At 63.9% G+C, this 12,816-nt stretch carries 11 protein-coding genes; 6 read left to right on the top strand and 5 right to left on the bottom strand.

Annotation, left to right across the window (positions count from 1 at the left end):
- Positions 1–76: 76 nt before the first annotated feature.
- A complete protein-coding gene (locus AC5WNJ_RS11955; RefSeq protein ID WP_495929785.1) occupies positions 77–1,156 on the bottom strand; it encodes an ABC transporter ATP-binding protein in 1,080 nt (359 codons plus the stop codon).
- A 129-nt stretch (positions 1,157–1,285) separates the two neighbouring features.
- Positions 1,286–2,203: an ornithine carbamoyltransferase gene (gene argF, locus AC5WNJ_RS11950; protein ID WP_043331358.1), complete on the bottom strand. Its 918-nt coding sequence runs from the start codon at positions 2,201–2,203 to the stop codon at positions 1,286–1,288.
- Between the two features lie 316 nt (positions 2,204–2,519).
- On the opposite strand from argF, the gene grxD reads away from it, so the two are divergent.
- A complete protein-coding gene (gene grxD, locus AC5WNJ_RS11945; protein WP_176677604.1) occupies positions 2,520–2,852 on the top strand; it encodes a Grx4 family monothiol glutaredoxin in 333 nt (110 codons plus the stop codon).
- A 137-nt stretch (positions 2,853–2,989) separates the two neighbouring features.
- On the opposite strand, the gene rnt is transcribed toward grxD, so the two are convergent.
- On the bottom strand, positions 2,990–3,685 hold the full coding sequence (rnt, locus tag AC5WNJ_RS11940) for a ribonuclease T (protein WP_176678431.1): 696 nt from the start codon (positions 3,683–3,685) through the stop codon (positions 2,990–2,992).
- 267 nt (positions 3,686–3,952) lie between these two features.
- Here rnt and AC5WNJ_RS11935 point away from each other — a divergent pair, with 267 nt between their 5' ends.
- The 5 genes from AC5WNJ_RS11935 (at position 3,953) to AC5WNJ_RS11915 (ending at position 10,510) form a co-directional block, all read left to right on the top strand.
- Positions 3,953–5,218: an argininosuccinate synthase gene (locus AC5WNJ_RS11935; RefSeq protein ID WP_366071330.1), complete on the top strand. Its 1,266-nt coding sequence runs from the start codon at positions 3,953–3,955 to the stop codon at positions 5,216–5,218.
- 216 nt (positions 5,219–5,434) lie between these two features.
- Positions 5,435–5,722: an HlyU family transcriptional regulator gene (locus AC5WNJ_RS11930; protein ID WP_306424366.1), complete on the top strand. Its 288-nt coding sequence runs from the start codon at positions 5,435–5,437 to the stop codon at positions 5,720–5,722.
- Positions 5,723–5,775: 53 nt separating this feature from the next.
- Entirely contained in the window at positions 5,776–6,480 is a 705-nt protein-coding gene (locus AC5WNJ_RS11925) for a glutathione S-transferase (RefSeq protein WP_495929784.1), read from the top strand.
- A gap of 448 nt (positions 6,481–6,928) precedes the next feature.
- Positions 6,929–8,218 (top strand): GGDEF domain-containing protein, encoded by a 1,290-nt coding sequence (locus tag AC5WNJ_RS11920; RefSeq protein WP_495929783.1) that lies wholly within the window; start codon positions 6,929–6,931, stop codon positions 8,216–8,218.
- 423 nt (positions 8,219–8,641) lie between these two features.
- On the top strand, positions 8,642–10,510 hold the full coding sequence (locus AC5WNJ_RS11915; RefSeq protein ID WP_495929782.1) for a dihydroxyacetone kinase subunit DhaK: 1,869 nt from the start codon (positions 8,642–8,644) through the stop codon (positions 10,508–10,510).
- Between the two features lie 173 nt (positions 10,511–10,683).
- Here the strand turns inward: AC5WNJ_RS11915 and AC5WNJ_RS11910 are convergent, their stop codons facing one another.
- Positions 10,684–11,568 carry a DMT family transporter gene (locus AC5WNJ_RS11910; protein ID WP_495929781.1) on the bottom strand — a complete coding sequence of 295 codons (885 nt, stop codon included), beginning with the start codon at positions 11,566–11,568 and terminating at the stop codon, positions 10,684–10,686.
- Positions 11,569–11,695: 127 nt separating this feature from the next.
- Entirely contained in the window at positions 11,696–12,541 is an 846-nt protein-coding gene (locus tag AC5WNJ_RS11905; protein ID WP_176677599.1) for an IclR family transcriptional regulator, read from the bottom strand.
- Positions 12,542–12,816 lie beyond the last annotated feature (275 nt).

The following is a 12,816-nucleotide window of genomic DNA, read 5'->3' as shown; positions in this document are numbered from 1 at the left end:
CAGCGGGGCAAGAAAAAACGGCCATCCGAAAGGAGGCCGTTTTTTCATGGCTGGCGATCATCCTGCTCGTGGGGTACTAGAGCACCGCTTCACTCTCCTCGACACGCTCGAAGAGGATCAGGTGATCGGCCTGGATACGCAGCATGACCCGCTCACCGGGCTGGTAGTCGTGATGGCTGTTGAAGGCCGCCTCGACTTCCCGCCCGGAAGGCAGCGCCAGCCGGTAGAGGGTGCTGGTACCGGCGAAGGTCGCGCTGAGCACGCGTGCCTTGAGGTCGGTCGCTTCCGAATCCCCTTCGGCCAACACCAGGTCATCCGGGCGCAGCAGCACATCCACCGGCGTGCCGGGTGCATACGGATAGGCACGGTTGCCGCGAATCACGCCCAGCTCCGTGCTCACACATTCGTTGTCCTTCAGCGTGCCGGGGATGAAATAGCCCTGGCCGATGAAGTTGGCGACGAAGCGCGTGGCGGGTTCGTGATACAGGTTGAACGGCGTGTCCCACTGCTGCAGATGACCGCCGTGGATCACGCCGATCTGGTCGGCCATCGCAAAGGCCTCATTCTGGTCATGCGTGACCAGCACCGCGCTGATGCCGAGGTGTTTGAGAATCCGCCGCACCTCCTGGCTCAGTTGACGGCGCAGCTCCACGTCCAGATTCGAGAACGGCTCATCGAGCAGCAGAATGCGCGGCTCCGGTGCCAGCGCGCGAGCCAGGGCCACGCGCTGCTGCTGGCCACCGGACAGTTCATGTGGGAAGCGCTCGCCGAGGTGGGCGAGGCCGACCAGCGTCAGCAGCTCCGTCACCTTGTCATTGCGCGCTTCACGGGTCATGCGGCGCACACCGAAGGCCACGTTGTCCGCCACGCTCAGATGGGGGAACAGCGCGTAATCCTGGAAGACCATGCCGACATGGCGCTGCTCCGGCGCGGTCAGATGAGTCGCGCTGGACAGCACCTCGCCTTCGAGACGAATCTCGCCCACCGCCACCGGTTCGAAGCCGGCAATCGCGCGCAGCAGCGTGGTCTTGCCGCAGCCGGAGGGGCCGAGCAGGCAGGCAATGTCACCCTTGTTGAGGGAGAAATTGATGTCGCGAGTCACGACGGTGGTGTCGTAGCGACATTCCAGCGAATCGATCTGAAGGAGCGGTTGCATGATGGCAGGTCAGTCCGGATGGCGATGAAGGCAACGGGGCAGGGGAATGTCCGTCTCGCTTGAGCATACGCGAGCGCCGCCTGCGTGGATGCAGGCGGCGGCTCAGTCCTGAGCTTCAGTGCTGATGGCTCAGTCCTGGCGACCCAGCATCAGGAACTCGAGCAGTGCCTTCTGGGCGTGCAGGCGGTTGCCTGCTTCCTGCCAGACGACGGCGCGCGGGTCATCCAGCAGCCCCATGCTGATCTCTTCGCCGCGGTGTGCCGGCAGGCAGTGCAGGAAGATGACATCGTCGGCGGCCTTGTCGAGCATGGCTTCATCGACCTGGAAACCGGCGAAGTCGGCTTCACGCTTGAGCTGCTCTTCTTCCTGGCCCATGGAGGCCCAGACATCGGTGGTCACCAGGTCCGCGCCCTGCACGGCTTGCTGCGGGTCACGATGGATGCTGACGCGCTGGCCAGCCGCCGCGACGATCTCGCTGTCCGGCTCGTAGCCTTCCGGGCAGCAGATGCGCAGATTGAAATCGAACTGACGCGCGGCGTTGATCCAGGAGTGGCACATGTTGTTGCCATCGCCGATCCAGACCGCCGTCTTGCCCTTCACGGAGCCACGGCATTCGGTCCAGGTCATCACGTCAGCCAGCAGCTGGCACGGATGATAGTCATCGGTCAGCGCATTGATGACCGGCACGCTGGAGGCGTCGGCGAAGGCTTCGATGTCTGAGTGGGCGAAGGTGCGGATCATCACGCCATCGACCATCTCGGACAGCACGCGTGCGGTGTCGCCGATCGGCTCGCCACGGCCCAGCTGGGTGTCGCGCGGTGACAGGAACAGCGCATGGCCACCGAATTGCGCCATGGCCGTCTCGAAGGACACGCGGGTGCGCGTGGAGGACTTCTCGAAGATCATCGCCAGGGTGCGGTTGGCGAACGGCGTATAGACCGGACCTTCCTTCTTCAGCCCATCCTTGATGGTGATGGCGCGCTGGATGAGGTAGTCGAGTTCTTCCGGAGAAAGGTCAAGCAGGGTCAGAAAGTGCCGGGTGGCCATCGAGCGGGCTCCTGTCAGGGTCTCGGGCAGCACCATCGAAAAGGGCGCCATGCGTCGGAGGGAAGGAGGTCGCCGACGATCACGGCGCCCGGATGGCGCTGCCTGTCAAAAGAGCCATCCTAGCCAGCTCGGCGCGAGCGTGCAACGCTCGCGCCGTTATCAGCGCGGCCATGGCGCGCGCTGCAGGGCCGATGCGCGCTGCTGCAGACAGCAATCCACAACTCGGGCACTATCGGGGGCTGAATTCATGGCTTACCCCCAGTAGAATGAGGGAATGACACTCACGGGCCTTGCGCCCACCGTCCGAGGATTGCACATGAGCACTACCATCGAATCGATCGAAAAGCAGATTGGCGAGAACCCGATCCTCCTGTACATGAAGGGCACCCCGCAGCTGCCGCAGTGTGGTTTCTCTGCGCAGACCGTGCAGGCCGTCATGTCCTGCGGCGAGCGTTTCGCCTTCGTCAACATCCTCGACAACCCGGACATCCGCGCCGAGTTGCCGAAGTACGCCAACTGGCCGACCTTCCCGCAGCTGTGGATCAACGGCGAGCTGGTCGGCGGCTGCGACATCGTGGTCGAGATGTACCAGAGCGGCGAGCTGGAGCCGATGATCAAGCAGGCCGCTCAGGCAGCTTCCGCCGAGTGATCGGCAGTCTGATCTGACCTGCTGGATCTGACACGCGCTGATCTAGGCAAATGCCGTTCAGAAAAACGCCCCCGCAGCCAGGCTGCGGGGGCGTTTTCATGTCTGATGCTTGGAGGGCTTGTCAAAAGCTCTGCCAGTCAGGGCGCGGGCGCGTCGAGCGAGACCGGCACCTCGTCATTCATGCCCTGTTCCTTCATCGCCAGGTCCCAGCCGCCCAGGTCCTTGAAGCGGTTGACCATCGCGCAGAACAGCTCCGCGGTACGTTCGGTGTCATAACGCGCCGAGTGGGCGGAGGCGTTGTCGAACTCGATGCCGGCGGCACGGCAGGCGCGCGCCAGTACCGTCTGGCCATAGACCAGACCCGCAAGCGAAGCGGTATCGAAGCACGAGAACGGGTGGAACGGATTGCGCTTGATGCCGCAACGCTCGACTGCCGCGTTCAGGAAGCCCTGGTCGAAGGCCGCATTGTGGCCGACCAGCACCGCACGCGTGCAGCCGTGCGCCTTGATGGCCTTGCGCACCGGGCTGAAGATCTCGCCCAGCGCCTGATTCTCGGCCACCGCGACCTGCTTGCGCACCGGGTTGTCGAGATCGATACCGGTGAAATCCAGTGCCGACTGTTCGATGTTGGCGCCCTCGAAGGGGGCCACGTGGAAGGCATAGGTCGCATCCGGCACCATGTTGCCATCGTCGTCCATGGTCAGCGTGACGGCAGCGATCTCGAGCATTGCATCACCGGCGGCATTGAAACCACCCGTCTCGAGGTCGACCACCACTGGCAGAAAGCCACGGAAGCGCTGTGCCATCTGCGTGCGCTCGCTCGCCTGGGTCATCAAGATCTCCAATCCCGTCATTGCATCTCGTGCTGCGCCGTGCGTATCGCCGACGCTCAAGGTGGCCAATTGTAGCAGGGCGAAAAGGGCGCGTCGCGGCGCTGGCCGCCTGCCGGGGTGTCTCTGACCCCGCTGGCAGTATCGGTGAGGTGCCAGCCTCGCTATAATCGGCCTCACATCGTGATTCGGGTAGATGAGCGGCTGCGCGTGCGCGGCCTTCGCTCGTCTGGACCGGGCGATCCAACCCCACCTGCGGCCACGGCCTTCATCAGTGGTACGCGGGAACTACAAGCATCAACTCAGGAGTCAAGCATGTCCGACGTGCAAAAGGTCGTTCTCGCCTACTCCGGCGGCCTGGACACTTCAGTCATCGTCAAGTGGCTGCAGGAAACCTACAACTGTGAAGTCGTGACTTTCACAGCTGACCTCGGTCAGGGCGAGGAAGTCGAGCCGGCGCGTGCCAAGGCAGAAGCCCTCGGCGTGAAGGAGATCTACATCGAAGACCTGCGCGAGACCTTCGTCCGCGATTACGTCTTCCCGATGTTCCGTGCCAACGCCATCTATGAAGGCGAGTACCTGCTGGGCACCTCCATCGCACGTCCGCTGATCGCGCGTCGTCTGGTCGAGATCGCCAACGAGACCGGCGCCGACGCCATCTCTCACGGCGCCACCGGCAAGGGCAACGACCAGGTGCGTTTCGAGCTGGGCGCCTACGCGCTGAAGCCGGGTATCCAGGTCATCGCGCCGTGGCGTGAGTGGGACCTGAACTCCCGCGAGAAGTTGATGGAATACTGCGAGCAGCACGGTATCGAAGTCGACTACGCCAAGAACAAGAAGAAGTCTCCGTACTCCATGGACGCGAACCTTCTGCACATCTCCTATGAAGGTGGCGTGCTGGAAGACCCGTGGACCGAGTGCGAAGAAGAGATGTGGCGCTGGAGCGTCAGCCCGGAGCAGGCGCCGAATGACGCGACCTACATCGACCTGACCTACGTGAAGGGCGACATTACTGCCATCGACGGCAAGGAAATGGCCGCTCACGAAGTGCTCGAGTACCTGAACAAGGTCGGCGGCGCCAACGGCATCGGCCGTCTCGACATCGTCGAGAACCGTTACGTCGGCATGAAGTCGCGTGGCTGCTACGAAACACCGGGCGGCACCATCATGATGCGTGCTCACCGTGCCATCGAGTCCATCACCCTGGACCGCGAAGCGGCCCACCTGAAGGATGAGATGATGCCCAAGTACGCCGAGCTGGTGTACAACGGCTACTGGTGGAGCCCGGAGCGTCGCATGCTGCAGGCCGCCATCGATGAGTCCCAGAAGGTCGTCAACGGCGTCGTGCGTCTCAAGCTCTACAAGGGCAACGTGATCGTCGTCGGCCGTCAGTCCGAAGATTCGCTGTTCGATGAGTCCATCGCGACCTTCGAAGACGACGCGGGCGCCTACGACCAGAAAGATGCTGCCGGCTTCATCAAGCTGAACTCCCTGCGCCTGCGTATCGCGGCCAGCAAGGGACGTGGCATCGAGTAATCTCTGATCCGATAGCCTGATCTCGGAACACCATGACGCCGGCCCCTGCTGCAGCCATTCGCTGCCATAGGGGTCGGCGTCGTGCTATCTGGCGGTCGGCCGAGCGCTGTTCACCCCCACGGGGGCATGCGATGCTGACACAAGCGCCATTTCATTCTCATTTCTGCACGTGAACCGCCGGCGAGCGTCACGAGAGCCGGCCAAGGAAGATGTCTCATGCTGGGTATGCTGAAGAAACTGTTTGCCGCAGGCGAGCCTGCGCCGGTCAAGGAACCGGAAGCCACCGAATACAAGGGCTATCTGATCGTGGCGATGCCGCAGAAGCACGATGGTCAATATCGGGTGTCGGGCGTGATCCGCAAGCCGGTGGAAGGCGGCGAGATGCTGGAGCACCGTTTCGAGCGCTCCGACACCGTGCCGGGCGAAGAGGGCGCCGTGGAGCTGACCCTGCTCAAGGCGAAGCGCACCATCGATGACCTGGGTGACAGCATCTTCGAGCGCTGATCGCCCCCGGAGCTGACCGCTGCGCACTTGACCCTACCTTCAGGAGCACGCCCATGATCACGGTTCACCATCTGGAAAACTCGCGCTCGCAGCGCATCCTGTGGCTGCTGGAAGAGTTGAATCTTGAATACCGTCTGCAGACCTATGCCCGCGACAGCAAGAGCATGCGTGCGCCCAGAGCGCTGAAGGAGATACACCCGCTGGGCAAGGCGCCGATCATCACCGACACCACGCTGGCGGGAGAGAATGCCGAGCCGGTGGTGGTCGCCGAGTCCGGGGCGATCATCGAATACCTGATCGATCTGTACGCCGGCCAGGGCAGCGGCAGCACCGCACACCTGCGCCCGCCCGCCGGCAGCCAGGCCGAGCGTGACTATCGCTTCTGGCTGCACTTCGCCGAGGGCTCGGCGATGCTGCCGTTGATACTCAGGCTGGTGTTCTCGCGTCTCGACAAGCCACCGGTGCCGTGGCTGGTGCGCCCGATCGCGCGCAAGCTGGCCAAGGGGGTGAATGACAGCTTCATCAGCCCGGAGATCAAGGCGCATCTCGCCTACATGGATACCTGTCTCGAGCATCGCCAGTGGCTTGCCGGTGACTCGCTGACCGGTGCCGATATCCAGATGAGCTTCCCGATCCAGGTGCTTGATGCGCGCCAGGGGCTCAAGAATCACCCGAATATCCAGGAATGGCTGGCCCGCATCCGTCAGCGAGAGGCCTTTCAGCGTGCCGTGGCCAAGGGTGGCGAGCTGGCGCTCTGACGCGCTGATGTTTTTGCGCCCTGAGGTGCTGATGCTTTTGTGCTCTGAGGTGCTGATGCGTTGATGCCTGGGCGCGCTGCGCAAACATCACATGGCTTGCGCATTTCTGCGCTATTGATGTGATTTAGACTTTCGTCGGGATTCTTTCGGCATCCGAGCTGTCACATCTTAACGTTATATCGGTAGGTTCTGCTTTAGATATTTAAGCTACAGTTAATGCTTATTGACCTCGAGCGGGCGACAGCCGCCCAGTCACCAGGCTGGGTAGCGAAGCGCGAAGGATGCCAGGAAGAGCATCGCAAGACAGAACGACAAGACAGAACGACAAGACAGAACGACAAGACAGAACAGAAGACCGTGAGCGATGCATCGGCAAGCGAACAGGGAGTTCGCCGTGGTGCCGATGGATAAACAGGATGCAGGACAAGGAGTCGACCGGGGGCCTGGCATGGCACACAAGAGTCTGCGTGAACAATCACTGGAACAAGCACTCAAGCAGATGGAGCGCGACAAGGCCCGCCTTGAACGCCGACTGGCGGGACTGGAGGAAAAACTGTCGGCGACGCTCGACGGTACCGGCCTGCGCCTCTGGCAACTCGAGGTGCCCAGCGGCAAGCTCACCATCTTCAACTATCGCTGGGGACGCATGCTGGGCTACCAGCCGGGCGAGCTGAACGCCCATTTCGATGTCTGGCGTGAGCACCTGCACCCGGAAGACCGCGAGGAAGTGCTCGCCAACCTCAATGACCACCTGGAGGGGCGCACCGAGGTCTATCAGGTCGTGCATCGCATGCTGGCTCGCGATGGCAGCATCACCTGGGTCGCCGATCGCGGGCGGGTAGTCGAACGCGATGAGCACGGCGATGCCCTGCGCCTGCTGGGCACGCATGCCGACATCAGTCATGAGAAAGACTACGAAGCGCGCCTCAATGCGCTGGCCAGCACCGATGCCCTGACGGGGCTTGCCAATCGTCAGGCCATCAACAGCTGGCATCAGCGACCGCTGGCCGATGACAGTGCCTTGATCTTCATCGACCTTGACGGCTTCAAGCAGGTCAATGACCAGTTCGGCCATCGTGCCGGCGATGAAGTGCTGGTGCTGGTCGCGCATGGCCTGAACGATGAGCTGCATCGACTGAGCATCCACCAGCATCTCTCGGCGCGTTTCGGCGGCGATGAATTCCTCTTTCAGCTGCCCCGCATGACACTGCCGCGTGTCGAACATATCGCCCGTCGCTGGCTGGAGCGCTTCGCGCATCCCCTCGAGATCAGCGGTGGCCTCGGCTGCGTCGGCCTGAGCATCGGCATCTGTTTCGGGCGCGATGCCGACAATCGCTTCGGGCTGGCGCTGGAACAGGCCGATCAGGCGATGTATCGAGTCAAGCACCACGGCAAGCACGGCTTCAGGGTGCACGCGCCGGTGGAATGCTCTGCCAGCGAATACCAGACCTCGAATCTGCAGGCCCCCGCCAGTCGGCTGCCTTCCTGGCTGCATCCGGAGACTGAATCGAAGCTGAGACCTGCGCCGAAACCGGAGTCGGAACCGGAACCGGAACCGGAACCGGAACCGGAACCGGAACCGGAGCCCAAATTGGAGCCGGCACCGGCACTGAGGCCTGCCTCATCGCCACCACCTCGTCAGGCGCCCTTGCCACCGGCCCTGCCAGCGAGACAGCCAGCCGCGGCATCAAGGCCAGAGAAGAAAGGTGAGAGAGGAAAGGTGAGAGAGGAAAGGTGAGAGAGGAAAGGTGAGAGAGGAAAGGTGAGAGAGGAAAGGTGAGAGAGGAAAGGTGAGAGAGGAAAGGTGAGAGAGGAAAGGTGAGAGAGGAAAGGTGAGAGAGGAAAGGTGAGAGGCATGACCCTGAAAACACGCCCCGGTGACACTCGGCATTCCAAGCCCCCCGCACGCGCAGGCGTCGGGGGGCTTTTGTCTTTCAGGCCACTTGACTGATGGGCGTGGCACAACGCTGCAGCGCGAATGCCATCATTTTCTGATATGACTATTGCATCCGGCAAGGTCGCGAACGACGCTGGGGGAGCGGCAAGGCAGGATGAGCCGAGGCCCCGAGCGTCATGGAAGCGTCGTGGCACAGGACAGGCATGAGCGGCGGCCTCCAGTGCCGCCTTTATCAGCAGGGCGAGTGTCCTCAAGGAGAGAAGGATGAGTAGCAGCGAGTCTGGCCGACAGTTCATCAATCAGCCACGCCAGGTCGTCGGCGAGGCCCTGGAAGGCTGCGCACGACTGCGCCACCCGGATGGCAGTGGCGTGCGGCTGTCAGACCCCGCCAGTGGCATGCGCCTGGTAGTGCGTGATGACTGGGCGCGTGATGACTGGGCGCGTGATCAGGTCGCGCTGATTTCCGGTGGCGGCTCGGGGCATGAACCCGCGCACGCAGGCTTCGTCGGCGCGGGCATGCTGACAGCCGCCGTGTGTGGTGAGCTGTTCGCCTCGCCGACGGTGGACGCCGTGCTGGCGGCGATCCGCGAAGTCACCGGTGAGGCCGGGGCCTTGCTGATCGTCAAGAACTACACCGGGGATCGCCTCAACTTCGGGCTGGCCGCCGAGCGGGCGCGTCAGGAAGGCTTCCGGGTCGAGATGGTCATCGTCGCCGACGATGTGGCGCTGCCCGACAACCCGCAGCCACGCGGGCTGGCCGGCACGCTGCTGGTGCACAAGGTCACCGGTGCGCTGGCGGCACGCGGGGCGGGCCTCAAGGAAATCACCGCCATCGCACGGCGCGTCGCCGACAGCTGTTCAACCCTCGGCTTGGCCTTCAATGTCGGCCGTCATCCCGGCAAGCCGCGTGAGCAGCGCGCGCCGGAGCTGGGGCTGGGCATTCACGGCGAGCCGGGCGCCATGGCGCTGGAGCTTGGCAGCGACTCGGACACCCACGGCGTGCATGCGATCATGGATATCGTGGTCACGGCGCTGGTGCAGGGTCATTCGCGCAAGGATGTCGGCGGCGACCTGCCGGCCAGCGGCCATCTGCTGCTGATCAATGATCTGGGCGGTTGTTCGGCGCTGGAGCGCAGCCTGCTGCTGGAAGAAGCGCTGACCCATCCGTCGCTGCAGGCGCTGGGCATCCATGCCGTGGTCGGCCCGCAACCGCTGATGACCTCGCTGGACATGCACGGCTTCTCGCTGACGCTGCTGCCGCTGGATAGCCTGCTGGAAGAGGCGCTGAGTGCCAGCTGCGCGCCGGTGGCCTGGCCGGGCGTGCAATCGGTGACGCCACTGGCGCACTTCACCCCGAGTCAGGACGCCGTCAGAACCGCCAGTGATGAGGCCTCGGATGCCAGACGTGCCCAGGCCAGGGCCGACTGCCAGGCGCGTGCCGCCCGTGGCGTGAAATCGCGTGCCGGCCTGCCGGGCGATCCGCAGGTCGAGCAACGCCTGCGCGCGGCATTGGAAGTCCTGCTCGCCAGCGAGGCGGATCTCGACCGACTCGATGCCATCAGCGGCGACGGTGATACCGGCAGTACCTTCGCCAGTGGCGCGCGCGCGGTGATCGAAGCGCTGGAAGACTGCGAGCTGGCATGTGGTGATTCCGGCGAGCTGATGGCCACCATCGGCAAGCAGCTGGCCCACGGCATGGGCGGCTCCAGTGGTGTGCTGCTCTCGACGCTGTTCACCGCCGCCGCCACCCGCTGGAAGGAGCCGTCGGACACGCATGGCCAGGCGCCAATGAGCCAGCGCTGGCACGATGCCCTGAGTCACGGCGTCGCCCGCATGCAGCATTACGGCGGCGCCTCACGCGGCGACCGCAGCCTGCTGGATGCGCTGTTGCCGGCGCTGGAGGCACTGCAGTCTTCACTGCAGACGACACCGAGCGCCCGTGTCGACTGGGCCGCGATGGCACGCGCCGCCCGTCAGGGCGCGGATGCCACCGCCGAGATGGCCAAGGCGCGGGCCGGGCGCTCTGCCTACGTGCCTTCCGCCCATCTGGTCGGCAACAGCGACCCGGGCGCGGAAGCCGTGGCGCGCGTCTTCGAAGCGCTGGCCGATGCCGCCGAGGAAGCGGCAGGTTGATTGAAGCTTCGATTGACCGGCTGAGCTGGTTGACCCGAATGACGAGTGTCTGAGCTCTCCAGCCCCATAAAGCTCTAGAGCCAAAGCCGCATGACGCAAAAAGGCCCGCCCATGAACCTCGTGTTCAGGGGCGGGCCTTTTGGTTCATGGGGCAAGCGTCACGCGGCAAGCGGTCAGGCGACTTTCTGACGTGTCGGCAGCCGAATCAGACGGGTGGCGATGGCGGTGCCCAGCAGAGTGATGCCCATGCCGGTGAGGATGCGCGCATCGATCACCTCATCGAGCAGCAGGTTGCCCCACAGCAGCGCGCTGACCGGCACCAGGAAGGTGACCGAAGTGGTCGCGGTGGCGCCGGCACTGGCCAGCAGGCGGAAGAAGATCAGGAAGGCGAGGCTGGTGCTGAGCACCGCCAGCGCGATCGCGCTGCCCCAGGCCTCCAGGCTGACACTGGTCGTCGGCCACATCCACAGGCCCGGAATCAGCAGCAGCAGGGAAGACATCAGCGAGCTGCCTGCGGCCAGCACCGGTGAGGGCAGGTGACTCAGGCGCTGGCGCGAGAAGTTGGAGGCGAAGCCGTAGCAGAAGGTGGCGCCGAGGGCGGCGAGGATGAACCAGCCATCGCCGCCAAGCTGGAAGTCGAGGCGATCGATCGACAGCACATAGACGCCGCTGAAGGCCACGGCCAGGCCGAGATACTGCTGCTTCTGGATCGGCGTGGCGAACAGCGCCATGCCCAGCAGCGCGGTGAACAGCGGCGTGGTGGCATTGATCAGCGAGGTGAAACCGGCCTCCAGCTGGGTGGTGGCCAGCGCCAGCAGGCAGAAGGGCAGTGCCTGACTGGTCAGGCCCAACACCGCAAGCGGGCCCTTGTGCTCCCACAGCATTCTCAGGCGTCCCGCCCCCAGCAGCAGCGGGGCGAGTACCAGCGCGCCGATGCCCATGCGCAGCAGTATCAACGTGGTCGGGCCGAATTCCGGCGCGGCCACGCGCATGAAGATGAAAGACATGCCCCACAGGCTGGAAAGCAGGACAAGACGCAAGGCATCGCTGGCGGACATGGTGTTCTCGACGTGGCATGTGAAAGGCAGTCCGACAGGCTAGCCCCTCATGCGCGTCACGGGAAGCACGACCTTGTGCCTGTCGCTCTTCTTTCCCAGTCCCAGCTCCAGCTCCAGCCCGCTGGCCTCAGGCGGACGGAATCGCACCGCGCTGGATGGCGGCGATATCGCGCGCGGCGCGCTCGAGTGCCGGCAGATGCTTGAGCATGTCCTCGCGCGACTGGCGCATCACCGGCGCCTGGATGGCCACGCCGATGTTGGAGGGCCCATCGGGATTGGGCGCCAGCACCGCGATGCACACCAGCCCGGGCAGGAATTCCTCGTCATCCAGCGCGAAGCCCTGCTGGCGGACCTGCTCGATCTCGGCCTCGACGGATTCGATGTCGGTCAGGGTATTGCGCGTCATCGCGTTCAGCGGCGTGCCGGTCAGCAGACGACGGCGCTGGGCGGGCGGCATCTGGGCAAGAAACAGCTTGCCGCTGGCGGAGCAATGCACCGGCACCCGGGAACCGGGGTGCAGATAGAAGCGCAGCGGGGCCTGGGTCTCGACGCGGTCCAGATACAGCACCTCGCTGCCGGACAGCGCCGTGATGTTGCAGCTCTCGCCGACCTCTTCCATCAGCCGGTTGAGCACGCCGTGGCGGGCACCCTGCACGGTGTCGTTGAGCAGCAGGTTCTCCGCCAGACGGCGCAGGCGACTGCCCTTGCTGTAATGGCGGTTATCCGCCTCGCGCTGCAGCATGCCGCTGCCTTCCAGCTGCTGCAGCATGCGATGCAGCGTCGGCTTGGGCAGGCCGGTCTCTTCCACCAGCCCCTGCAGGGTGAAGAACTGGTCCTTGGCGGCGATCACCTCCAGCAGTGCCAGCAGGCGCTGGGCAGGTGTATCACCCTCTATCTTGCTGCCTTCCCTGGCGGTGTCGCTGTCCTTGCGGTCATGCGGCAGGCTCGTGTGGGGTTGGGTGGCACTGTTCATGGGCGTTTTCCTCTTTCGATCCGAGCGCTGAACGGTCGTGCGCCGGGGCGGTCGTGTGTCGAGCCGTCATGCGCGGGGCAGTATGGCGCGGAAACGCGCGGCCCGTCAGTGCCTTGCGTTGCTGTGCCTACTGTAACAGTACTCCATTCATTGGAATAAGTTTCTAAAAAAGGTGTGTTTTTTATCATTTTTCGAAATCGTGCTTGACGGGCTGGCTGGTGAGGGCTAATTTTGGTCACATGTTTCGGTAATCGGAACTAAATGTATCAATAAAC

The sequence above is a fragment of the Cobetia sp. PDI-23MA genome, from assembly GCF_059507735.1.
This window is presented reverse-complemented; position numbering and strand designations above follow the sequence as displayed.

Coding starts and splice junctions, on each gene's coding strand:
- AC5WNJ_RS11955 (WP_495929785.1), bottom strand. CDS start 1,156: ATGCAACCGCTCCTTCAGATCGATTCGCTGGAATGTCGCTACGACACC.
- argF (WP_043331358.1), bottom strand. CDS start 2,203: ATGGCCACCCGGCACTTTCTGACCCTGCTTGACCTTTCTCCGGAAGAA.
- grxD (WP_176677604.1), top strand. CDS start 2,520: ATGAGCACTACCATCGAATCGATCGAAAAGCAGATTGGCGAGAACCCG.
- rnt (WP_176678431.1), bottom strand. CDS start 3,685: ATGACCCAGGCGAGCGAGCGCACGCAGATGGCACAGCGCTTCCGTGGC.
- AC5WNJ_RS11930 (WP_306424366.1), top strand. CDS start 5,435: ATGCTGGGTATGCTGAAGAAACTGTTTGCCGCAGGCGAGCCTGCGCCG.
- AC5WNJ_RS11925 (WP_495929784.1), top strand. CDS start 5,776: ATGATCACGGTTCACCATCTGGAAAACTCGCGCTCGCAGCGCATCCTG.
- AC5WNJ_RS11920 (WP_495929783.1), top strand. CDS start 6,929: ATGGCACACAAGAGTCTGCGTGAACAATCACTGGAACAAGCACTCAAG.
- AC5WNJ_RS11915 (WP_495929782.1), top strand. CDS start 8,642: ATGAGTAGCAGCGAGTCTGGCCGACAGTTCATCAATCAGCCACGCCAG.
- AC5WNJ_RS11910 (WP_495929781.1), bottom strand. CDS start 11,568: ATGTCCGCCAGCGATGCCTTGCGTCTTGTCCTGCTTTCCAGCCTGTGG.
- AC5WNJ_RS11905 (WP_176677599.1), bottom strand. CDS start 12,541: ATGAACAGTGCCACCCAACCCCACACGAGCCTGCCGCATGACCGCAAG.